This is a genomic window from uncultured Nonlabens sp., from assembly GCF_947495285.1.
Taxonomy (GTDB): Bacteria; Bacteroidota; Bacteroidia; order Flavobacteriales; family Flavobacteriaceae; genus Nonlabens.
The window spans coordinates 65,230-89,224 of sequence record NZ_CANLXZ010000002.1 but is presented as its reverse complement, the minus strand read 5'-3'; the positions used below and the strand labels follow the sequence as shown (position 1 = coordinate 89,224).

The 23,995-nt window shown below is 35.4% G+C and carries 15 protein-coding genes and 1 tRNA gene; 12 read left to right on the top strand and 4 right to left on the bottom strand.

Going from position 1 to position 23,995, the window contains the following annotated elements:
- Window positions 1-67: 67 nt before the first annotated feature.
- The 10 genes from gldJ to Q0838_RS01165 all read left to right on the top strand — a co-directional run bounded on the left by gldJ (window position 68) and on the right by Q0838_RS01165 (window position 11,071).
- The gene (gldJ, locus tag Q0838_RS01210; RefSeq protein ID WP_298950372.1) at window positions 68-1,759 is read left to right on the top strand and encodes a gliding motility lipoprotein GldJ; all 1,692 of its coding nucleotides are present in this window, start codon (window positions 68-70) and stop codon (window positions 1,757-1,759) included.
- A 75-nt stretch (window positions 1,760-1,834) separates the two neighbouring features.
- Window positions 1,835-3,100, top strand: a complete 1,266-nt coding sequence (gene murF / locus Q0838_RS01205) for a UDP-N-acetylmuramoyl-tripeptide--D-alanyl-D-alanine ligase (protein ID WP_298950370.1) — start codon at window positions 1,835-1,837, stop codon at window positions 3,098-3,100.
- A gap of 77 nt (window positions 3,101-3,177) precedes the next feature.
- Window positions 3,178-3,250, top strand: a tRNA-Phe gene (locus Q0838_RS01200).
- Window positions 3,251-3,327: 77 nt separating this feature from the next.
- Window positions 3,328-4,062 carry a type III pantothenate kinase gene (locus Q0838_RS01195; RefSeq protein WP_298950368.1) on the top strand — a complete coding sequence of 245 codons (735 nt, stop codon included), beginning with the start codon at window positions 3,328-3,330 and terminating at the stop codon, window positions 4,060-4,062.
- Window positions 4,059-5,324: a hypothetical protein gene (locus Q0838_RS01190; protein WP_298950366.1), complete on the top strand. Its 1,266-nt coding sequence runs from the start codon at window positions 4,059-4,061 to the stop codon at window positions 5,322-5,324. The genes Q0838_RS01195 and Q0838_RS01190 overlap by 4 nt, the downstream gene beginning before the upstream one ends.
- Window positions 5,325-5,344: 20 nt before the next feature.
- A complete protein-coding gene (locus Q0838_RS01185) occupies window positions 5,345-6,700 on the top strand; it encodes a hypothetical protein (RefSeq protein WP_298950363.1) in 1,356 nt (451 codons plus the stop codon).
- Window positions 6,700-7,293, top strand: coding sequence for an LPS export ABC transporter periplasmic protein LptC (gene lptC / locus Q0838_RS01180; protein ID WP_298950361.1), 594 nt, complete (start codon window positions 6,700-6,702; stop codon window positions 7,291-7,293). Before Q0838_RS01185 ends, lptC begins: the two co-directional genes overlap by 1 nt.
- Complete coding sequence (locus tag Q0838_RS01175) at window positions 7,286-7,480, top strand: hypothetical protein (protein WP_298950360.1); 195 nt, start codon at window positions 7,286-7,288, stop codon at window positions 7,478-7,480. Before lptC ends, Q0838_RS01175 begins: the two co-directional genes overlap by 8 nt.
- Window positions 7,480-8,751 (top strand): hemolysin family protein, encoded by a 1,272-nt coding sequence (locus tag Q0838_RS01170; RefSeq protein WP_298950358.1) that lies wholly within the window; start codon window positions 7,480-7,482, stop codon window positions 8,749-8,751. Before Q0838_RS01175 ends, Q0838_RS01170 begins: the two co-directional genes overlap by 1 nt.
- Window positions 8,752-8,959: 208 nt before the next feature.
- Window positions 8,960-11,071, top strand: coding sequence for a peptidylprolyl isomerase (locus tag Q0838_RS01165; RefSeq protein ID WP_298950354.1), 2,112 nt, complete (start codon window positions 8,960-8,962; stop codon window positions 11,069-11,071).
- A 994-nt stretch (window positions 11,072-12,065) separates the two neighbouring features.
- Here the strand turns inward: Q0838_RS01165 and Q0838_RS01160 are convergent.
- The 4 genes from Q0838_RS01160 to Q0838_RS01145 all read right to left on the bottom strand — a co-directional run bounded on the left by Q0838_RS01160 (window position 12,066) and on the right by Q0838_RS01145 (window position 21,693).
- A complete protein-coding gene (locus tag Q0838_RS01160; RefSeq protein WP_298950352.1) occupies window positions 12,066-12,983 on the bottom strand; it encodes a GYDIA family GHMP kinase in 918 nt (305 codons plus the stop codon).
- A gap of 21 nt (window positions 12,984-13,004) precedes the next feature.
- Window positions 13,005-13,958 carry a carbon-nitrogen hydrolase family protein gene (locus Q0838_RS01155; protein WP_298950351.1) on the bottom strand — a complete coding sequence of 318 codons (954 nt, stop codon included), beginning with the start codon at window positions 13,956-13,958 and terminating at the stop codon, window positions 13,005-13,007.
- The gene (locus Q0838_RS01150; RefSeq protein ID WP_298950350.1) at window positions 13,958-14,902 is read right to left on the bottom strand and encodes a geranylgeranylglycerol-phosphate geranylgeranyltransferase; all 945 of its coding nucleotides are present in this window, start codon (window positions 14,900-14,902) and stop codon (window positions 13,958-13,960) included. The genes Q0838_RS01155 and Q0838_RS01150 overlap by 1 nt, the downstream gene beginning before the upstream one ends.
- A gap of 146 nt (window positions 14,903-15,048) precedes the next feature.
- A complete protein-coding gene (locus Q0838_RS01145; RefSeq protein ID WP_298950348.1) occupies window positions 15,049-21,693 on the bottom strand; it encodes an MG2 domain-containing protein in 6,645 nt (2,214 codons plus the stop codon).
- A 118-nt stretch (window positions 21,694-21,811) separates the two neighbouring features.
- Here Q0838_RS01145 and Q0838_RS01140 point away from each other — a divergent pair, with 118 nt between their 5' ends.
- Together Q0838_RS01140 and Q0838_RS01135 are read left to right on the top strand one after the other, a co-directional pair.
- Window positions 21,812-22,567 carry a hypothetical protein gene (locus Q0838_RS01140; RefSeq protein ID WP_298950347.1) on the top strand — a complete coding sequence of 252 codons (756 nt, stop codon included), beginning with the start codon at window positions 21,812-21,814 and terminating at the stop codon, window positions 22,565-22,567.
- Window positions 22,568-22,612: 45 nt separating this feature from the next.
- On the top strand, window positions 22,613-23,965 hold the full coding sequence (locus Q0838_RS01135; protein ID WP_298950345.1) for a Mur ligase family protein: 1,353 nt from the start codon (window positions 22,613-22,615) through the stop codon (window positions 23,963-23,965).
- Window positions 23,966-23,995 lie beyond the last annotated feature (30 nt).

The following is a 23,995-nucleotide window of genomic DNA, read 5'->3' as shown; positions in this document are numbered from 1 at the left end:
ATTTAATGCTTTCGTATTAGATTGAAATAATTATATTGCAACTCATTACTCAAAATAAATTCTTAAAATGAAGAAGTACTTTGCGATAAAAGCAGTCTTTACTCTCTTCGCCGGAATGGCGATAGTGAGTTGTGGTGGTGGTGGAAATAACTACACATCCACATCTCGTGGAACCGGCTGGGACGTCACCGGTAAAAACGGATTTGAACTTAACACCAAATATAAAGAACAAGAAACCGGACCTGGCCTTGTCTTTGTAGAAGGTGGAACATTCACTATGGGTCGTGTTAAAGATGACCCTATGCATGATTGGAACAACACACCTAATCAACAGCATGTTCAATCCTTTTACATGGATGAAACTGAAGTTACTAACGGTATGTACCTGGAAATGTTAGAATACATAAAAGCTGTATTCCCACCAGAAGATGAAGAATACCGTAACATTTATAACGGCGCAGTTCCTGATACGTTAGTATGGAGAAATCGCTTGGGTTATAATGAAGAAATGACTAAAAACTATCTACGCCACCCAGCGTACCAAAACTACCCAGTAGTAGGTGTAACGTGGATACAGTCAGTAGAATATGCTAACTGGAGAACCGATCGTGTGAATGAATTAATTCTTAACGAACAAGGCTACACCTCTAAAGACGCACTAGCAAACCAAGAGGCTGGAGCTACATTCAGTACTGAAACGTATTTAAACGCTCCTACACTTACTTATGGTGGTGACGAAGAAAAGACAAAAGGAGGAAAACGATCAGAACAACTAGAAAAGAAAAAGTTAGCTAAAGAAGCAAAACAAGGCGATGGCAGTGGAGAGGCTAGTGGCTTATATGTAACTAGAAAAGATGGTGTTATTTTACCTGGCTACAGATTACCTACTGAGGCTGAATGGGAATATGCTGCAATAGGTTTAGGAAGTATACGTGAATATAACGCATACCGCGGTAGAAAAAAATATCCTTGGGATGGTCAGTACACACGAAGTGGAAAGCGTAAATCTCGTGGTGACCACTTAGCTAACTTTAAGCAAGGTGATGGTGATTATGGTGGTATAGCTGGATGGAGCGATGATGGCGCTGATATCACAGCACCTGTTAAATTTTATGAGCCTAATGATTTTGGTGTTTATGAAATGGCAGGTAATGTATCAGAATGGGTTGCTGACGTATACCGTCCTATGGTAGATGACGAGTTTAACGACTTTAATTATTACCGTGGAAACGTTTACACAAGAAACAAAATAGGAAAAGATGGAATGATCGCTGTCGTAAGCGCTGACTCAATTCCTTATGACACACTTAGCAATGGTAAAGTTATCGCTCGTGCGTTACCAGGAGAAATACAGCGAGAAGCTATTGATGAAGATGAAACCTATTTAAGAACTAACTTTGATAGAAGTGATAATCGTGATTTCCGTGATGGCGATCCACAATCAACTAAGTACTTCGATAAAAAAGATCGTCTTGAAGACGAGAATAACAGAATGTACAACTCTCCTAAACATAGTGTGACTACAGATTCTGAAGGTAATCTAGACCGTCAATACGATAAAGATTCTAACAGAACTTCACTTATCAATAATGAAGTAAGAGTTATCAAAGGTGGATCATGGAGAGACAGAGCATACTGGTTAGACCCTGCAGCTAGAAGATCCTACCCTCAAGATATGGCAAAGGATGACTTAGGTTTCCGTTGTGCAATGTCCAGAGTAGGCTCAAAAGCAAAGAAAACTAAAAGACCTCGCAACTAGTAAATCGAGACCTTTTATAATTACAAAAAAAGCCCTTATTTAAAGGGCTTTTTTAATACCCTAAATCGAAACTAAATGTTAGAAAAATTACATCAAACATTCTTAAAATCTAGCGGTGTAAATACAGACACTCGCATTATAGCAAAGAACCAGTTGTTCTTTGCTCTTAAAGGAAAAAACTTTAACGGAAATGAATATATAGAACAAGCATTAAAAAATGACGCTATTCACGCAGTAAGTAGCGACGCAAAATGGTTAACAGACCCAAGAGTAACCGTTGTAAAAAATACACTAACCACACTACAAGAACTCGCCACCTTTCATAGAAACTACCTTAACATACCTATAATTGCGCTTACGGGAAGTAACGGTAAAACCACTACTAAGGAACTTATACTATCTGTACTAACTAATCAATTCAAAGTAAAGGGAACTAAAGGCAATTTAAACAATCATATAGGTGTTCCAATAACACTACTCTCCTTTGACACCAGTCTACAAATAGGAGTTGTAGAAATGGGCGCAAATCACCCAAAAGAAATAGCTGGCCTCTGTAATATAGCACAACCTGATATAGGACTCATCACAAATTATGGAAAAGCCCACTTAGAAGGATTTGGCAGCATAGAAGGTGTGAAAAACAGTAAAAGCGAACTCTATGCCTACCTAAAAGAAAACAACAGAAAAGTTATTGTTGGCAAGTGGGATCCAGAACAGATAGTTAGAACCGTGGGAATGAATCAGTTTTTCACTCCATCAAACACGAGTATTCATTCAAACACTCCTTTTATACAATTTATCGTAGAAGGCAATTTGATCAAAACACAATTAACAGGGGTTTACAATTATCACAATGCATTATTTGCTTACACTGTTGGAAAACTAATGGAAATGCAACCTAAACAAATTATTTCAGGTATAGAAAACTACGCACCTAAAAATAACAGATCTCAAATCATCATAAAAAATAAAACTAAAATCATATTAGATGCCTATAACGCAAACCCTACCAGCATGAGTGTTGCCTTAGAAAATCTAGCCTCACAAAATTACATTAACAAAACAGCCATTTTAGGCGACATGTTTGAATTAGGTAACTATGCCGCAGAAGAACATCAAAATATCGCTTCTCTTACTCAGAAACTAAAAATAGATGACGTTTATCTAATAGGAGAAAACTTTTTTAAATCAAGAATCACATCAGCTAAACAGTTTGAAGAGCTCTCTACTTTTCTAAAAAACACTAACATAAACACTGACAAAGAACAAGTTATATTAATAAAAGGCTCTAGAGGAATGGGTTTGGAGAAAATTTTAGAAAGCCAAACACTAAAAAATTAAAATTATTTTAAAAAAAACTTGTAAAAAGTTTTTCTAAAGTAAAAAATGATGTAAGTTTGCAACCGCTTACGAGCAATGGTACCTTAGCTCAGTTGGTAGAGCAAAGGACTGAAAATCCTTGTGTCCCTGGTTCGATTCCTGGAGGTACCACTTAAAAGCCCGATCTTACGATCGGGCTTTTTTATTTCAGAGAAAAAAAGCAATCATCCCAAGAAAAATATCACGTTATGATTTTAGTAATAGATATAGGAAACACATCCATAAAAATAGCTGTGATGGATAAGGGGAATATTTATAAAGTTTTGCGTACCGATAATGAAGGTTTCAAAACGTCAATACGAAAAACAACTAGGCAATATCCTACCGTAAAAGAAGTAGCAATATGCAACGTAGGTTCTTTTCCAGAGAATTTAATGAACCTTTTGAGAGCCACATTTAAAACGGTATTTCTGATTAATAACAGTATAAAACTACCCTTTAACAATCATTATCAAAGCTTAACACTAGGTAACGACCGCGTTGCGTTGGTCGCTGGAGCACTATCTATAGCTTCTAAAAACAAAGCCTTACTAGTGATAGACGCTGGTACCTGCGTGACATATGACTATGTAGATGAAAAAGAAAATTATTACGGCGGCGCCATATCGCCCGGTTTACGATTACGTTATGAATCTCTTCATAATTTCACAGCAAACCTACCGTTATTACATTCTGAACCTGTAGTAGACATAATAGGAAACACCACACAAACCTCGATTCACAGTGGGGTTGTTAATGGTCTTAGCCAAGAAATAAAAGGAGTTATAAAACAATATAAGAAGTCTAATAAAAATTTAGAAGTATTTATCACTGGTGGAGATAGCGAGCTATTGATAAAACAACTAAAAAACCGTTTCTTTGCCACGCCTTTTTTGATACTACATGGCATCCATTATTTATATTTATTTAATAAAAACCTATGATCAGAAGTTTTTTAATCGCGGTAGTGATTTTATTTAGCATGAATAGCTTTGCACAATCGCGTACTTCATCACCATATTCATTCTTTGGACTGGGACAACAAACCTTTAAAGGTACCATTGAAAATCGAAGCATGGGAAGCATGTTAACCTATGTGGATAGCATCCACATAAATTTAAGAAACCCTGCAGCTTACGCAAACCTAAGGGTAACCACCTATTCTCTAGGCGCTTTACACTCTAAAACATCTGCATCTACAAAAACAGAAAATGACTCTTATGACGCAACTTCTATAGAATATGTAAGTATAGGAATACCAGTTGGTAAAAAAGCAGCTTTCGGTTTTGGATTAGTTCCTTTCAATTCGGTAGGATATGAAATAGGTAGCGTTACAGAAACTTTATATGCTAATTATACCGGAGAAGGAAGTATTAACCGCGCTTATTTAGGAGCCGGTTATAAATTAACTCCTGCTTTAAGCATAGGTGCAGAGTTTAGATATAACTTTGGTGAAGAGACTAACTCGTCCAGTATAGCAACTAGTAACGTTCAACTAGGAACTAACGAAACTAATGAAACAGATTTTAGCGGCGCATCGTACAACTTTGGTTTACACTATCAGAAAATGATAACTGATAAATTAGAAATACAAGCAAGCGCAGTTTACAGTCCAGAAAGTAAATTAAACGCAAAAAATGAACGCAATTTATCTGCATTCATTCTGTCGACAGATTTAATAGAAAGCACCGTAAATGTGCGTGAAGCCGAATTTGACGAGCAAGATTTAAAATTACCATCAGAGTTTACATTAGGAGCAACTCTAGGTAGACCACGTAAATGGAATATAGGTGCAGAGTACTCTACTAAAGGTAGTAGCGCCTTAACATCTAGAACATTTGCTCCTGCGGGAACCACATTCACAGATGCTGACTCTTTCAGAGCAGGTGGGTTTTATATCCCTAACTACAACAGTATCACTAGTTACTGGGATCGCGTGGTATATCGCGGTGGAATACGCTATGAAGAGTTAGGTCTTTCAGTGAGTGGAAACGGAATCGATACAGAAGATATTAAAGAATTTGGCATATCTTTCGGTCTAGGTTTACCCATAGGACGTAGAAACGGTTTCTCAAACGCAAACCTAGGATTTGAAATCGGTCAAAGAGGAACAGAAAACGCTGGACTTATCAAAGAAACGTTTTTCAACCTATCTATAGGCCTGTCGCTTAATGACACCTGGTTCATTAAAAGAAAATACAATTAAGAACTACATAAACCATTAATATGAAACTTAAAAACACCTTATTAATAGCTATTACTTTATTTAGTATCGCTTTTACTAAAGCGCAAGAAACTAATTGCCCAACGCTATTAAGCATATTTGCAGAAGATGCAAAATCAAAAAACTATGACGAGGCTTACAAAAACCTCAATATTCTTCTAGAAAAATGTCCAGATGCAAGTGCCGCAATTTATCAATACGGTGAGCAAATATTTGAATATAGATTAAAAAAGAAAATCGGAGACGTTAATGAAAACGTGGACGGACTTATAAGAATGCTTAAAACAGAAGTGGATAAATATCCTACCGTTGTAAACGTTACTAAAAAAGAAGACGAGATGGTTTCTGTAATGTACAAATACAACATAGGTACTCAAGAAGAGCAATTCAATATCTTAGACAAAAATTTTAAAGACGATCCAAAAAACTTTACCGACCCTAAAGTAATGATCACTTACTTTAAACTAGCTGAGAAACAATACAAAGATGGTGAAATTGACCTACAAAGACTATTCAATATCTATGATAAGTTAACAAAACATATTGAATCACTTCAAGATGAAAGATCAAAAGTAGTGTCGGACTTGCTTAAAAAACAAGAAACCACATCACTAACTGATAAAGAAGAAAAGCAGATAGGTTACCAAGAAAAGAACCTTAAAAACTACGGTATTGTAATGCGCAGTGTTAACGGCACCCTAGGTGAACTTGCAAACTGTGATAAGCTAATACCTTTATATGACGCAGAATTTGCAGCTAACAAAACGAGCAAAGAATGGTTAAGCAACGTTTTAGTAAGACTACAAAAGAAAGACTGTACAGAAGACCCACTTTATATCAAATCTGTTAAAGCATTACACGCTATCAATCCTAGCGCAAAAACTGCTTACGGCTTAGGTAACATCGCTACAAGTACTCAAGAGAAATTTAAGTACTGGGATCAAGCTGTAGAATTAGGAATCGATAACGATACAAAAGCAAATATCTATTACAAAAAAGGTAACTTGTATAAATCAAAAGGACAATTCGGTAGCGCAAGAAGAGCTTACCTAGATGCTACAGAATTAAGACCATCTTTTGGACAGCCTTATTTAAAAATAGCAGAAATGGTTGCAAACAGCACAAGTAGCTGTGGAGCAAATCCTCTAGAAAAAAGAGCTATTTACTGGGTTGCTGCTAGATATGCAAGTAAAGCAGGAAGAGTAGACCCATCATTAAAGAGAACTGCTGCTAAGTATGCAGATAGTTATAATGGTGCAGCACCTAGTAAAGCTGATATATTTGCAAACAGCGCATACAGTTCTGGTGACACCATCACTTTTAACTGCTGGATAGGAGAATCTGTAAGAATCCCATAATGAGATCTTACACTCACCTATTAAAAATCACGATCACGGCAATAGCCGTGATCTGTTTTTTTGCGTCATGTGATGATAACCTCAAAGAAATTCAGAAAATGGAAATCGCTTCTAATGAACCTATAGGCGAGGTAGAAGAAATGTTGCTAAAACATACCGACAGCGGCAAATTAAAACTTACGGTAAGAGGAAACAAGATGTTAGATTTTAAAAATGACAACTTTCCTTACCAGGAATTCCCAGAAGGAATTAAAGTAGAAGTTTACGATTACAGCAATGACAAAACTGAAGTGACCGTTATTACAGCAAATAGTGGTATCATGTATGAGGAGACAAAACTAGTGGACCTTAAAGGTGACGTTCTCATAACTACTTCTGATGGTACTACTTTTAAAGGAGATCAATTATACTGGGATCAAGCCGCAAAGTGGATTTTTACAAACGAGAAATTTGAAACACTTATTTTAGACGGCGAGAATAAAGAAAACATAGGGAAAATAACCGGGACAGTCCTAGACGCAAGAGAAGATTTAAAAAAGAGTCTTACACGCAACCCAGACGACAACTTTGTAACACAAAATAACCATGAGTAAGCTATACCAATACCTAGAATACCTATATCTGATTTTTGCCTTACTATTTATTATTTTAGGAATATTTGAATTAGGTAACACTTTAACTCTCGGCCTTATATTAATTGCTATGGGAGCAGCTGCATTATTTAAGTACTTCTTTCAACGACGTTTTCGTCGTAGATTTGAAGAACGTAATAAAAAATAATGCTCGTACAGATACTTATTATCGTATTAATGCTATTGCTGAGTGCTTTTTTCTCAGGGATGGAAATAGCCTATGTATCCTCTAACAAGATACACATAGAACTAGAAAAACGTCAAAACGATTTCATAGGTCGCGTATTACGTAACCTTACCGTACAACCATCTAAGTTCATTATAACGATGCTTATAGGTAACAGCATCTCGCTGGTTATTTATGGTTTTGCCATGGAAACCTTAATGAGTGACATTCTAGTAAACGCATATCCACAATATTCCAGTACCCTAAACAACCTTCTTACACAGACCGTGCTCACAACTCTCATCATTCTTCTAACTGCAGAGTTTTTACCTAAAGTATTCTTTCAAATATACTCTAACGAGTTACTCAAGTTTTTTGCAATACCAGCCTACGTTTTTTACCTTCTATTCTGGCCTATATCATGGCTGTGCATACTAATATCGGACTTTATTTTAAAAGCATTCTTTAAATCAGATGGTGACCCACTACAACTTACTTTTTCAAAGTTAGAATTAGGAAATTACATCACAGAACAAATGGAGAGCGTCCAGGTACAAGAAGACATAGATACCGAGATACAGATATTTCAAAACGCATTAGATTTTGGAGGTCTAAAAGCTCGAGAAGTAATGGTGCCTAGAACAGAAATTGTCGCCCTACATCAAGAAACTAATATAAAAGATTTAAACAAGAAGTTTGTAGCATCTGGATTATCTAAAATCCTAATACATGAGGATACTATAGACGATATTACTGGTTATGTACACAGTTTTGACCTATTTAAATCACCAGAAAGTATAAAAGATATAAAACGCAAAGTTGTAAATGTGCCAGAAACCATGCTGGCCAAAGATGTTCTTAACCTACTTATAAAACGTCATAAAAGCATCGCGATCATACTCGATGAATATGGCGGTACAAGTGGACTAATCACAGTAGAAGATATAATAGAAGAACTATTTGGAGAAATAGAAGACGAGCACGATTCTGACCAGTTGATAGATTCACAAATAAGCGATTTAGAATACAAACTAAGCGCCCGGCTAGAAGTAGATCAAATTAATGAAAACTATAAACTAGATTTACCAGAAAGTGATCAATACGAGACCTTAGGTGGACTCATCGTTAATGAGACTGCAGGAATACCAGAAGAAGGCGACATCGTAATCATTGATGGAAACTCATATAAGATCCTAGAAAAATCTGATAATAAAATAGACCTCGTACTACTTACACTTGGAGAAAAAGAATAATCAACACACCTTGGTTTATTGTCCTTTAAATAGAAATAAAATACTGAGATGGATAATAATTCCGCTTTCGCGAAAGCGGAATCCAAACCATTACCTCTACCCCTATTCTAACTTATAGATAAAAAGCAGTTTTTAAAACAGGCCGATACTTTAATTATTAGGCGGAAAACACTATTTTCGCCACTTATCAAAAAATAAACTAACAACAATGGCGATATTAGGTAAAATTAGAAATCAAGGAGTTATTCTGATTTTAGTAATTGCACTGGCTTTATTTGCATTTATTATTCAAGGTGTTCTTACATCAAATGGACAAAAACAAGCTGATGCAGTGGGTTATGTAGGTGATACAGAAGTAAACCGTGAAGGATTTGCGAGAAAAGTAGAAAACATTTCAAAAAACAGAGGTGCTAACTTCTCTCAAATACAGGCTGTAAATTCTGTATGGGATCAAGAAGTAAGAAATGCAGTACTAGATCAACAAATCATAGCTACAGGAATAAGAGTTACCGATAAGAAAATAGCCGATAAAGTAAAGGACGCTTATCGATCAAATCCACAGTTTCTAAATGAAGATGGTAGTTTTTCTGAAGCAAAATTTAAAACTTTTGTAGACGGTATTAAAACTACTAATCCAGCAGCGTGGAATGACTACATAGCTGGTACAGCAACAGGTGCAAAACAAGAGTTATTCTTTAATCTCTTAAAATCTGGGCTTACTGCCACAAACGTAGATGGAGAAATGGAATACAGAATGGAGAACGATAGCCGCTCTTTTAGTTATGTAAACATCCCTTATTCAACAATATCTGATAGCATGGTGAACGTTTCTAAATCAGAAATTGATTCCTACGTAAACCAGCATAAAGACCAATTTAAAGTAGACGCACAACGCGATATAGAATTTGTTCTTTTTGAAGACAAGGCTTCTCCAGCAGATAGAGCTGCACTTAAGGCAGACTTAAACAAATTACTTACTACACAAACGTTACGTAACTTAAGTACAAAAGAGGACTACACAGTACCTGCTTTTACAGACGCAACAGATCCTGAGGCATTTGTGTCACAACATAGTGAACTTCCATATAACAACCGTTACGTAATGACCTCTAACCTTTCTGCAAATGAAAAAGCAATTGCTGATATCGAAGAAGGAAAAACTTATGGTCCTTATAAAGACGGAGAATATTTAAAATTATCTCTTGTAGAAGATAAGAAAACAATTAACGACAGTGTACAAAACAGACATATCTTAGTTGCTTATGCCGGCGCACAAAGAGCAGCCGCGACAATTACTCAAACTAAAGAAGAGGCTAAAGCTACCGCAGATAGCATCTTTAACTTAATAGGCCAAAGCAAAACTAGATTTGACTCTAAATTTGAATACTTTAAAGAAAACAAAGAAGTAGCAAACGGACAGGATATAGGATGGGTAATTTACTCTGGTAACGCAAGAAACTTTGCGCCAGGATTCACTAAGTTCTTATATGAAAACGAAAATGGAACTGTAGGTATTGCAGAGTCTTCTTTTGGTTATCACATTATTAGAATAGATGACGTTGCTGCTCCTAAACCAGCTGTTAAGCTAGCAACTGTTGCAAAAAAAGTTCTTGCGTCTAAACAAACTGGAAAAGAATTATTTACTAAAACTGTTAAATTCCAGAAATCAGCAATGAGCGGTGACTTCACCTCTCTTGCCAAAGAAAATTCAGTTACTTCTACACCAGTTAAAAACCTAAAACCTCTCGATGAGACATTACCAGTAATAGGTAAAAATAGAAGCATTGTAAAATGGGCGTTTAATGAAGATCGATCTGTAGACGACATAGAGCGTTTTGAAACCTCACAAGGTTATGTAGTTGTAAAACTTAAAAAAATAAGTGAAGCAGGCAACATGTCTAGTGAAGAAGCTAGTGCAAAAGTTACTCCGATTCTAAGAAAAGAGAAAAAAGCTAAAATGATCATGGATAAAATAAAAGCAACTGATATTGCTGATATTGCAAAAAACCAAGGTCAAACTTCAAAAGTAGCTGGCGCTGTTAATCGTAAAAATCCAACTATTATAGGTGTAGGAGAAGAGCCTGCTGTGGTAGGAACAGCTTTCGGTCTTGAGCAAGGAGCTACTTCTCAACCTATCGCTGGTGAAAAAGGTGTCTTTGTCATTAAAGTTACCTCTATAAACACTGCTCCAGATTTACAGAACTACTCTGCAAATGCAAATACCATTGCAACACAGTCTGCAAATCAATCTACTTCTAAGTTAGTTGAAGCGTTAAAGAAATCAATAGAAATAGAGGATAATAGATCTGTATTCTACTAAGAATTTGATTTTATATACTTTTTAAAACGTCGCTCTTAAGAGCGACGTTTTTGTTTTTAATAGGTTCATTTATAACTTGTAAACTAGACTCAAATATCTAGATATATTTCTCAAACCTGTTCAAAATCTAATAACGTAGGTTTAGATATTTTTCACAACATTCCAGTTCTCATAATCCTCTAGAACACCTTTTCTTATCCTAGTAAAGCTTCTACATGAGGTACATTCACACTATTATAAAGTGGTCCATATTTAATTACATGAAAAGTCCTAATAACTATTATCTCAATCTAGATATATATGATATAAGGCACTTTTTATAAAAGGATCAAAATTGTAAATCTCTATTAAAAAACCTGAATGACATACTCCTACAACGCACTCTTCTATATCTAGTTTAAAATTTGTGATTTTAATGTGAAAGAGATATCTCATTAAGAAGAGTAAATAGGCTAGTCCATAAAATTTTAGTTTCTTATAACATTGTTCGAATGGTACAGATATTTAAAATTAATGGGGAATTTAATAATTTTACTTTATTGAAAAACCTCTGTAGTCGCTAATAGTCATATGTTCATATAGCTGTTTACTAACAAAAGAAATGCTTCATTACAGCTGTTATATAACTATAGTTACATCATTAAAGGTCTACAACACTACACAAAAAACATCATATTACATGTGTCTATCAAATGTTCCCATACCTAATGTAACCCTTTCTATAAGATAGTTCTTTATCATTACAAGATCACACCATAGAATTGCCATGGAAATTATTAAGAGACATAACATTACAATAGAATCGCATTTTTTGATTAGTAAAAACAGATACAGTATAAAGTTCAAAATTGAGAGGTTTCCCGAACTTCAAATAATTTAGGAACCGTTATTTCTTATTGAGTATTTGAATACCAACCTTTTTTCTAAGCAAATAAAACGGAAAATTTAACAACGATTCTTAGCTATACACATTAATCGCTGATTAACTAAAAGTCTAAGAATCTAGTGCCACCTCATCCCATTCATGAATGGTAGCATACCCTTTATCTATAAAATACTGACGTGCTGCAGCATCACCTGTCGCCATGATAAAGTCACCACCCCAGCCACCTAATGACTTAATAGCGCCATTAAAATCGGGAAACAATTGTTCCTTAATGGGCTTTACATTAATTATACTAGAGATAATTTCTTCATGCCTAACCATTGCATTGTTATAATCAGTTAAACTATTAGAAGCTTCTAAAAAGCGATTAGGCATGTTAGCTAACTCTAATCTTAAATCATCAGTAAGTAAAACTGGATCAAACTGTGCAATAGAATCGCGACTATTCTGCTTGCGATTAAGATAGACAAAGAATATTTGATTCTTAATAGAAGGACTAAATTCTACCTCTCTAGCAATAGATTCTCCATTATTATAATTATACACGATGGCACTATTTGCTTGAGCACAAGCTACATCATAACCACTACCACCAAAACATTTAAACTGCAATTGATATGGATCACAACCCAACCAATGAGAAACTAGACTTACTAAAGTAGAACTGGTACCCATGCCAGAATCACGGTCAAAGTCTAATTTCATTACTGCATCAAAACCTCTTAAAGAATTATTTGAAGTAAGGTGTAAGGCCGTATTTAAAATCTCACTTAATTTGATAGTAATAGGGTTCTTACAGTTGATACAGTCAGAATAAAGGTCATTTACATTAGTTTCTACATAAAACCATCGTTCTCCATCATTATTATAACTACTCCATGTAATTTCTTGATCATCGCGGTAAGTAATCTCTAAATACTGATTTAGTTTTAAAGGTATCGCCAGTGCAGGAACGTTATCTAAAACGGCATACTCTCCGGTGATTAGAAATTTACCATGAGCTATGAATTGGTTTTTAACTTTCAAATTACTTTATTTAGATACTTATTAATTAGTAAACTTCACTGTACTCTGTCGCTCTCTATTTACATGTAATTGGGTTACATCTGGTCGAGAATAATGTCCTACGACGTCAAAATTTTGACGCTCTTCTAGCACTCTGTTATAATCTAACGTTGCATAGATAATTTCTTCTTTACCTATTTGCGGTTCTATAATCCACTCTCCATCTGGCCCAGCAATAGCGCTACCACCATTAGCCAGTACAGCAGGTGCGTTTTCAAGTAACTCTTTTAAGTGTGGTGTTCCTACAGGAAAATCTTCCTTAAACATCATGCTAGAAACGGATAAAACATAACAACGTCCCTCGCAGGCGATAAATCTAGTAATATCTTTTGTATTATGATCGCTTCCTGGCCAGCAAGCTACATGTAAATTTGTTCCTTGTGCGTACATCGCTGCACGTGGCAACGGCATCCAGTTTTCCCAACAATTTAAGCCACTAACCGTAAAATCCTTTAATTTGTGGGTTACAAGACCATTTCCGTCTCCTGGCGACCAGGTTAATCGCTCATCATAGGTAGGTTGTAATTTTCTATGAACACTTTGAATAATTCCATATTGATCTATGTAAACCATGCTCGCATACAGACTATGTCCACCACGATCTTCTGGTCTTTCTATTATACCTAGATAGATGGATATGTGTTCCGCTTTCGCGAAAGCGCAAATATCATCTAAATCTCCTTTTTCTATACGTACTGCGTTAAGAGCATAATGTCTGTGCAATTCTTTTACTGCATCCTTATTCCACGCAGCACCATCCATAAGGGCAAGCCAAAATGGGTAACCAGGCAATAAACCTTCTCCAAAAACAACCAGCTCTGCCTTTTCCTTTACCGCTTCTTCTAGTGTTGACATAATTTTTTGTACAGTTGCTTGTTTATCTAACCATACCGGTGATATTTGAGCAAGAGCTACTTTAATTTCTGAATTTTTCATTAGGCAAAAAGGGTTTGTAATCGTTCTACAATAGCTGGTAAATCAATCAATAATATCGAGAATACACCAGCACCTATTATCATTTTAAGAATAAAATGAATCAATAAGTATTCTCTTTTACGCCTTGAGGACCATATTAATGGCAAACATACAAGTAAGGCACCTACTATTAAGGTGAAATAATATTGCATGTAACCTATTTTATAATAAGCTACTAAAATAGTGATAGGCACAATGGTGAGGAATGTAAGTAAGGTATAAAATTTCTTACTCATCTTTTCACCTAAAACTACTGGTATTGTTCTATAATCATGTGCAAGATCTCCTCTTAGATTTTCTAAATCTTTAATTAATTCCCGCATACCGATGATAAGATACAGAAAACCACCATGAACAAAAATAACAGGATAAAAGTTTTTGTAATACATGAATAACACAAAAAAAGGCGTCACAGCAAGTAGAGCAGCCATTAAATTACCTAAAAACAAAACTCGTTTCAGTTTATGAGAATACAGCCACATAGCAAAAATATACAAAGCAAAAAATAAACCTGCGCGCCAGGAAACGATGCTACCTAGAATAAAAGCGATACCATTTACCGTAAAGTAAACCGACCATAAGGAAGATCTACTTATTTGGTTTTCTAACAAGGTTTTTTGAGGTCTATTAATTAAGTCTTTCTCGCGGTCATAAAAATTATTAATGATGTAACCACCTGCGATAGCCGCACTACTGGCTAGTACAATAAACCATAACTTATAATCTGATAAAATCGATAGTACTGTCAGGTTAGGTGCAATAATAAAAATAGCGGCCAGCAATTGTGCAATAGCCACTATAGTCACATTATAAAGTCGCACACTAGAAAAAAGACTCAAAGCCTTAACTATAAGTGTTCTAAAACTCTTATCAGCATTTAATTGATATGTCTGCTCCTTATTCACGTAGCTAATTTAACACATCGATCTTACATACTTAAAATTTTAAGGAATCGTTATACATTCTTGTCATAAATTACCTTCTAATAAACCAGCAAATAAAAAAGGTGCAGACCCATTGCCACAGGTTTAAATACCTAAATTAAAACGTATTATTCTTTTATAACTACTCGTTCTCCAGCATTATGCGCCGAGAATTCTGGCGCATACATATTTTCTATAGTGGTGATACCATTAGAAAAATTACCTGCGTTATTTGCTCGCAGGTCATACTCAAAAACATAAGTTCCTTTTTTTAAATGATCAAAGAAAAAGTGAGTCGCAACATCTTTTGTACTTTGATAATAACCCAATCCATCTTGCCATTTATATTTTGAAACAACATCTACCGGTTCAAAACCACTCGCACGCATGTCTTTTAAATGTATAAAATCCATATCATTTGCAGACTTGATTTCTAATCGTACTGTGATTAAATCACCTATTTCTAGCGCGTCTTGAGAAGTGATTTCTTTAAGTTCTTTGCCAGAATTATTAGTCACCTTTTTGTACAAGATCTTTTTTACTGATAACGCTCCTTGAGTATCTGTTGTGATTTTATCGAGATCTTCAAAATACTGCCAGTATAAACCACCATAACCAGTCACCTCGCTTTTATTTTTCACCTCTACCCTAGCGTGTTTTTTAGTGATCTCTTCTTTATCAAGAGTTATTTTAAAATATCCAGTTCCTGCTTCTACATTTGTTTTACTCAACTTATCTTCTGGTAGTGGTTTTCCTGCCCATGTAATTTTATTATTCACCTCAACATCTGTCCATTTACCATTTTGAAGTAATAGAGCATAAGTAGCAACGGCAGTAGCTTTTGTGGATTTCCATTGTGTGGTTCTTTTCTTTTTAAGTAACCATACTTGCAATTCTTCTACTGTTTTTGTGTCGTTCTGTATTTCAGAAAAAGCCTCGATAGCTAGTGCTTGCGTTTCTACATCACTGCGGTACCAGTACCAAGAATTTGTATTTTCTTTCCAGTACATTCTGTTTTCATTATTTACAACCGCCGTCTGTCTTAATCCTTCTAAGATTTTTGAAGCTATTTTAGATTCTCCATTTCTATGCAATGCTATTGCCATTAATAATTGTGTGTAAAGAGGCTGAGAAGCAAATTCTTTTTCCGCTTTCGCGAAAGCTAACTTTTTACCATCTTCTAATACCTGTTCCATTTTACGATCGAGAACCGACGGCTCAAAACTACGTGCATATTGATAATGCCAGTAACTGCTACCGAAGTTATACTTCTTTAAACTTTTACTATACCTAAGATAATCATTGAATCTTTGTACCCATGCACGATCTGTGGCAGCGATGGCGTTTTTATACATGCGATCTGTTTGTGGTCTATCTGCATCATTTACTCCTAATTTGTTCAAATGACCTATTCCTGCAGCGATGTGTCTGGTGATATATTCATTTGTATTCCCACCGCTGAACCATGGAAAACCGCCTGAATCACCTTGTTTCTCTTCTAGTTTTGCTAGAGTTTTCTTTTTCTCACGAGCTGTTTTATCTAGGTCAAAAAGCACCGCAAGACGTTGTTGTTTTTGCTCTTCACTCTGTGCATCTCTCAACCATGGAGTGTGAGCAAGAATCACAGATTTCAATTCTTCATTTTGTTCTAATTTACTCTTGCTAGCACCGTTTGCAGCCCAACTATCAAAAACCTCTTTTACCTTAGGACTACTATTTAAAATATGTGCTGCCATAGCATTTGCATAATATCTAGAGAATGTTTGCTCTGCACATTCATGCTCATATTCCATTAAATACGGCAGTGATTTTATCGCATACCAACTAGGATTTGAAGTATATTCAAATGTCATTTGATGATTTTCTAGTGTTGTAGAAGTATTATTTTCTAATTTATCCATTACCACTTCTTCTGTCTGTCCAGCACGTACCCAAAGTGATCTAGACTCTGTAACCAGCATTCTATTAGTAAGTACTGGCAGGGTATTTTCTTCTCCATCAGAAAATTTATCTGACTTTGCAATGACACGATAAGTAACCGCTTGTGTACCTACTGGGATGACAAAGGTCCAGTTAACCGATGCGTTAGCACCTTTTTCTGCACTGAAATTTTGCAATGCATTTGTATTTTTAAATTCTTGATCTATAGGCTGCATGGTCAGTGCATCAAATAATTGTAAGGTCGCGATCCCTTCCATTTTTGCATCGCTCAAGTTGGCTATCTTAGTGGAGAATCTAATGGTATCCGTTTCTCTTAAAAATCGCGGAGCATTAGGTATAAGACTCAGCTCCTTTTGAGTCACGACCAGTTTTTCTAGATAAGCGGTTTCTGCTTTTTTATTGTGAGCAAAGAGTCTTAATTTCCATTGGGTCAACATCTCTGGAGAAGTGAATGAAAATTTAAGATTCCCCTTTTTATCTGTTTTTAAGTTGGGTAAGAAAAAAGCGGTTTCTTTTAAATCCTTTCTTATTTGTACATTATTCAGCGACATTTCTTGAAGTACTAAGTCGTTTGCACTCACACCAGCCTTGGTCGAGATGATGATAATGCCGTTTGCTGCACGGTTGCCGTAAAGAGCTGTTGCGTTCACTCCTTTTAAGATGGCTGTTTCTTTAATTTGAGAAGCATCTAGACTTTTAAAGAAATCTTCATCCACCGGGACACCATCTACTATTATTAAAAGCTCTGTATTTCCATTAATAGAACTAGCACCTCTCAATTGAATAAGGGCATTTGCTCCTGGCTGCCCAGTACCTGTTTGCACCGATAAACCTGCTACCTGGCCTTCTAGCCTTTGTATGATTGCAGCATTAGGTCTATCTATTATATCCTCAGATGTTAGCGTGGTAGAAGAAACGCTGGACATCGCTTCTCTGGTAGTTCTATAGGCTGTTACGACCACCGCATCTAAACGAGCGCTAAACACAGGACTTATCACTTTTTGATTACCTACTACTCTTTCTATCGTTTCATAACCTGCGTACGTAAAAACTAAGGTATCTTCTGGAGACGCCTTAATTTTATACAAACCATCAAAATCACTAGAGATTGACAATTCAGTGCCTTTTATTGTTATTGTCGCTCCTAAAATGGCACCATCTGAATCCATTACTCTACCTGTAATAAATCCATTAATAGGTTCTACTTTCTCATACTTGACCTCTATTCTAGCTTTGTAATTATTATATTGATTCATATTTCCTGTAAACGATAATCCAAAATAGTTGAATTGGTCAAAATCTAGTTGCGGCATTTGCACCTGTCTATATGGAAAGTACAAACTTGCACTTCTAGTATTTAAGCAATTAACCTGACGATAAAAACCAGGCTCATAACCACTCTCATAAGTGTTAAAACTAAACCCATCCCAGTTCTTTACTGTAAATTCATCTAGACTTTTATCATACATACTGGCCAGCACCTCGCCATTCATACCATTACCCTTTTGATCTTTTATGGTAAACGACCACTCTTCTTCCATACCTGGATAGAGTTTATTTCTAAAGGTGTTGGTCTCTATATTAAAAACAGTTGCTGCTTTCTGGCTGCCTTGCGCCGTAAAATTATTACTTGTGTACTTATTTTCTTTTTGTACAGAGTACCTAAATTTAAGTAGGTTCTTATCTGCATTTTTAAGCTTGTATTTTTTAGTTGTTTTTCCTTTAGGTAAAAAGATTATTTCGTCCTTTTTGAGTCCTTTAAAGTCATAAGTTATAAGATTCATGTAAACTCCATCCATAGACGTAAAGTAGTTTACGGTCGCTACGTTATCCTTTATCTGTAAGTCGTGTGATATGATCGCTGGATTTACAGGCAGTTGTTTATTTGCCCAAATCTCTATTTTATTAATTTCTTCTACATAATCCCTCTCGTTATCCAGACTTTTACTTTTTCCTGTTTCCACAGCTTTTACATAAACTACATAGTTACCATTATCCCAGTTTTTTGTAATAGGTAATTCTACTGTAGTTAATGAATCTATAGTCAGGCGCTTCTTAAAAATAATGGGCGCCGTTTTATAATCTGTAGGTTTTTCACTCTTCCGCAATTCTGCATAAGGGAATTTATCTCTATAGGTTTTATCATCGCTTTGATAGAATTCTGCAGCAGGTAATGCAGATGGTATAATGACATGATCTGGTGTTTTAAGTTGTCTTATCTGTAATTCTACTTGCGCTTCTACCAGTTCTCCATTAAGGTTTTTAACTGCTACTTTAACCTTATTATCATCTGTAGATAAGGTAGTGGCATTTAAAAGAGATACCTCTATACTTTGTTTCCCGACGCGCACGCTAGTACTGGCCGTTCTAGTCTCGCCATTTATATCTACCACCTCAGCATCTATTCTATACGTATAAATAGGGTGGAGATCTTTAGCTACTAGTGTGGAGTCAGCAATGGCTTTAAATTTTATAGCATACTCTCCTTTATTATTAGTTACAAATTCTTCATCTGTTTCTAGATCATCACTATCAACGATTACTTGATCACCAGAATAATATCCAGAATAGCGCCACCATGGCAATCTAGCAGATCTTGTTACTTTATAATGTACGTCGGCATCTGTGATGTTGGATCCTAGTAACGCTTTCGCGAAAGCGGTAACCACAACAGAGTCATTCATAGCATAAGACTCTTTTACCTTTTTAAAATCTACTTTAAAACGAGGTCTTTTATATTCTTCTACTTGAAATTTAGTTTCATTATCATAATCGTCATTAAAATCATAGACATTATCCCAAAAATCAGAATCCTCGTCGCTATCTATCTCTATATAAAACTGACCGGTTAAGGTTTCTTTGGGCAGTGTGAACTCACCATGAAAACTACCATATTCATTTGTGGTCGCAGTTATCTCCTGGATCTCTTCGTTATTTGCATCATATACGGTCAGGACAAACTCTTCATTAGGAACTACAAAAGATGTTTTTCCATCATTTGCTAACAGAATACTTTTATAATAAACGGTCTGTCCAGGTCTATAAATAGAACGATCTAGATAGGTAAACGATTTTACAGTTACTTCAATCTCTTCTACTACCTCTTTATTTTTATCACTTTTTGTATTAAGTCTATTGAAATAAGAGTACAACTGATTCACAACAATATCGTCTCCAAGAACTGCTTTTAACGTATACCTACTATTTTTACCGTTAGAGTTTTCTAAAACAGCTTTTCCATCTCTATCTGTTATAGCAGTGGTTGTGTAATTAGAATTGAGCTGAGATAGCTCTAGTTTTACATTCTTAAGAGGTTTTCCTGTTTTTTTATCTAGCACCTGGACAGCAATGGTGTTTCCTGTACGTTTATTTAAAATAGACATTTGAGAAACGGTCATTAAACTAGCCGCAATATCCTGACTGTTATCGCTTTTAGTTTCTATCACTACTAGATAGGTGGCAGCATCTAACCCATCTACATTATATTGATAACTATGATCATAAGTATCCTGCGCAGACTCTAACTTTATGGTTTTAGAAAGAGCCACACGATTTTCTTTTTGCGCTGTTTTTAAAGTGACTCGATATAATGAATCTCTATTACCTTTTAAGCTTAAAAAATCATGCGCGACTTTAATGTAATGGATGGTAGCTTCATTTACATTTTTATATTGAATCACGCCACGATGCAATTCATTAGGTATGACCTGATCCTGATGCTGTACTCTTAAACTAGGTGCGTAAATACTAGAAAGTAGCGAACTACATTTAATAGCTCCATAAGAATCTGGAAATTGCTCGATAGCCTTTTTTGAAATAGCAATTGCCAGATCTCGATCTGCCTGGCGAGTACCCTTCTCTTTATAATTACTCTGCTCATAATGATATTGAGCCAGGTTATACATAACTATTGTACTTACCGCTTTACCTTTATAGGTCGCTAATAACTGTTCATGAATAGATTTGTATACTGGCAATTCCTTATAGGCGTTTAAAAAGCTTTTATCATAGTCCAGTCGCTCTAATAAAATAGTGACATAAGCACCATCTTCATTTTTATTTTCATGCAAGGTTTCTAGCGCTGCATAAAGCTGTAACACATCGTATTTAGAGAAAACCGTATCTCCTTTGGGTCTTTTTATTTCTCTTAAAACATTTGTAGAGCTAAAAGCATTTTTATCTGTGATGACATAAGTTTCTTTAGGTCTAGTGATTCCGTAATAACCTGTTTTATAAAAATCAAGTGCTTCTCTAGCTAGTAGATCTAATAATGTAGGTCGCAATTCTCTACCTAATGGACGTGCATTTAATACAGCAGCAAATTCTGAAACAGGTAGTTTACCTAATGCTTCTTTATCCTTAAGAGCTAGTTTATGATGTGTAGAAATCACCTCATAGAATTTTTTAATATCCCATGTGTCAAAATCATTTTTATCTACCGTTGCGCCAGCAGTACGGCGTTGTAACTTCCATCGATTCTGACTCACATAATCGTTTAAAAGCTTTGCATAAATGGTGTGGTACACATTTTTTTTAGGAAATTTTGCTCGATCTATAAGCTCAGATAACTCTGCTAAAACTAGTTGTTGCCCTTTCTCTTCTTTGATTAAATTAAATTTTGCTCTGAAAAGAAATGTTTTTACTAACTGGTCATCGTTCTTTTTACGCTTTGCATGTTTATAGATATCGCGCACTATCTTTCTAGCATCTTCTACCCTATTCACCACCTCTAGTTTCTCGACATTTTCCCACTTTTCAGTGTAATAGTCTTGTGCATATGACTTAAAGTTACTTCCTAAAACTAATAGTATAAAGATTAAAAAATGTCTCATGGGCTTAGATTTGACCTAAAGGTACGTGGATCATCAAATACTAGAAACTAAGTTTGAGTAAAAGTATCTTTTCACTGAGGGAAACAGCTTTTGGTTTACTTTTTGATATTTTTACAGAATGAAGAATATATTTATTGCCCTACTCTTTTTAATAAGCACGGTTGCTTATGGTCAGTCCGCTTACGCGAAAGCGGAACAATTATTCAAAGCTGAAAAATTTGACAAAGCACAAATTGCGTTTACCAAATTATATGAACAGGATGATTCTAATCTAGACGTTGTAGAACGATTAGGTGATATTGCTAGCCATCAAAATAATTTTGAAAAAGCAATGGGATATTATAAAAAATTAATCGACAGTAATTCAAAAAGCGCCCGATATAACTTTAAATATGGTGGTGCAATGGGATTGTATGCCAAGAGTACTTCAAAATTTAAAGCTCTAGGAATGCTAGACGACATTAAAAAACATTTAAAAAAAGCTGCAGACTTAGACCCTAAACATATAGAATCTAGACATGCGTTATCTCAACTGTACTGCGAGCTGCCTGGAATAGTGGGTGGATCTATAAGTAAAAGCAGATCCTATGCAAACCAATTGATTAAAATATCGCCAGTAGATGGACATCTAGCACATGGTTATATAGATGAGTATGAAGAAGAGTATGATGCTGCGGCTGTCTCCTATCAAAAAGCAATAGACACAGGCGGTTCTTTGTATACTTATCGTAAACTAGCCGCTATCTATCAATATAAATTAGAGGACGATAAAAAAGCTCTAGAAACATTAAAAAAGGCGTATATTAAACATAGAAACGCACGACTTATGGCAGATATACTTTCTTTAGAATCTAAGATAGAAATGAATGACTAAGTCATATATTTTACTAGCTTTATAAACTTACCAAACACACATATTATGCGCGTACATTTTATCGCGATAGGCGGCAGTGCCATGCACAATCTAGCTCTAGCTTTACATCATAAAGGCGACCATGTAACAGGAAGTGACGATACTATTTTTGAACCTAGTAAGTCTAGATTAAAAAAATACAATTTGTTACCAAGAGAATTCGGCTGGTTTCCAGAAAAAATAACTACCGATATAGACGCAGTTATTTTAGGAATGCATGCCAAAGAAGAGAATCCTGAGTTAGTAAAAGCTCAAGAATTAGGAATTAAAATTTATTCCTACCCAGAGTATTTATATGAGCAATCTAAAAACAAAACTCGTGTGGTTATAGGCGGTTCTCATGGTAAAACAACCATTACTTCTATGATATTGCACGTGATGCATTACCATGAAAAAGAAGTGGACTATATGGTAGGTGCCCAACTAGAAGGATTTGAAACCATGGTACACCTAACCGATGAGAATGAATTTATGGTCTTAGAAGGTGATGAATATCTTTCTAGTCCTATAGACAGACGTCCTAAATTCCATTTATACCAACCCAATATCGCATTGATATCTGGAATAGCCTGGGATCATATAAATGTTTTTCCTACATGGGAAAATTACTTAAGTCAGTTTGAGCAGTTTGTAGAACTAATGAAAAATGGTAGTATTCTAGTTTATAATGAAGATGACACAGCTGTTAAGGATATTGCTGAGGCTGCTACAAAGCCTACTAGAAAACATTCATATACAGTACCGCAGCATCAGATTATCGATGGCACGACCTATCTAGACACATCAGAAGGCGACATGCCCATAGAGATTTTTGGAGAACATAACTTGAGCAATCTTGCTGGTGCTAAATGGATATGCCAGCACATGGGAATAGATGAAGATGATTTCTATGAAGCGATTGCAACTTTTAAAGGTGCCTCAAAACGATTAGAAAAAGTAGCAGAGAGTAAAACAGCTGTTATTTATAAAGATTTTGCTCATTCACCTAGTAAAGTTGCCGCTACTACAGCTGCAGTCTCTGCTCAATATGAGAAGCGCAAAATTATAGCTTGTCTTGAATTACATACCTATTCTAGTCTAAATCCAGAATTTTTAGTTCAATATAAAAATGCTTTAGATCCTGCACATACCGCTGTGGTTTTTTATAGTCCAGATGCAGTAGAGATTAAAAAACTTGCTCCTGTATCCAAAGAACAAATCTTAGAGGCCTTTGACCGCGATGATTTAATAGTTATGACAGATCCATCTGCATTTAAGGAATGGTTATTTAAACAGCAACTAGATCAAAGCGCTTTATTATTAATGAGTAGTGGTAATTATGGAGGATTAGATTTTAAAGAATTAACTAAGTTAGTTTAGAGTTTTCTTATAAAAATTAAATACAAAAAA

Coding starts and splice junctions, on each gene's coding strand:
- Q0838_RS01165 (WP_298950354.1), top strand. CDS start 8,960: ATGGCGATATTAGGTAAAATTAGAAATCAAGGAGTTATTCTGATTTTA.
- Q0838_RS01190 (WP_298950366.1), top strand. CDS start 4,059: ATGATCAGAAGTTTTTTAATCGCGGTAGTGATTTTATTTAGCATGAAT.
- murF (WP_298950370.1), top strand. CDS start 1,835: ATGTTAGAAAAATTACATCAAACATTCTTAAAATCTAGCGGTGTAAAT.
- Q0838_RS01140 (WP_298950347.1), top strand. CDS start 21,812: ATGAAGAATATATTTATTGCCCTACTCTTTTTAATAAGCACGGTTGCT.
- Q0838_RS01135 (WP_298950345.1), top strand. CDS start 22,613: ATGCGCGTACATTTTATCGCGATAGGCGGCAGTGCCATGCACAATCTA.
- gldJ (WP_298950372.1), top strand. CDS start 68: ATGAAGAAGTACTTTGCGATAAAAGCAGTCTTTACTCTCTTCGCCGGA.
- lptC (WP_298950361.1), top strand. CDS start 6,700: ATGAGATCTTACACTCACCTATTAAAAATCACGATCACGGCAATAGCC.
- Q0838_RS01170 (WP_298950358.1), top strand. CDS start 7,480: ATGCTCGTACAGATACTTATTATCGTATTAATGCTATTGCTGAGTGCT.
- Q0838_RS01175 (WP_298950360.1), top strand. CDS start 7,286: ATGAGTAAGCTATACCAATACCTAGAATACCTATATCTGATTTTTGCC.
- Q0838_RS01195 (WP_298950368.1), top strand. CDS start 3,328: ATGATTTTAGTAATAGATATAGGAAACACATCCATAAAAATAGCTGTG.
- Q0838_RS01155 (WP_298950351.1), bottom strand. CDS start 13,958: ATGAAAAATTCAGAAATTAAAGTAGCTCTTGCTCAAATATCACCGGTA.
- Q0838_RS01185 (WP_298950363.1), top strand. CDS start 5,345: ATGAAACTTAAAAACACCTTATTAATAGCTATTACTTTATTTAGTATC.
- Q0838_RS01145 (WP_298950348.1), bottom strand. CDS start 21,693: ATGAGACATTTTTTAATCTTTATACTATTAGTTTTAGGAAGTAACTTT.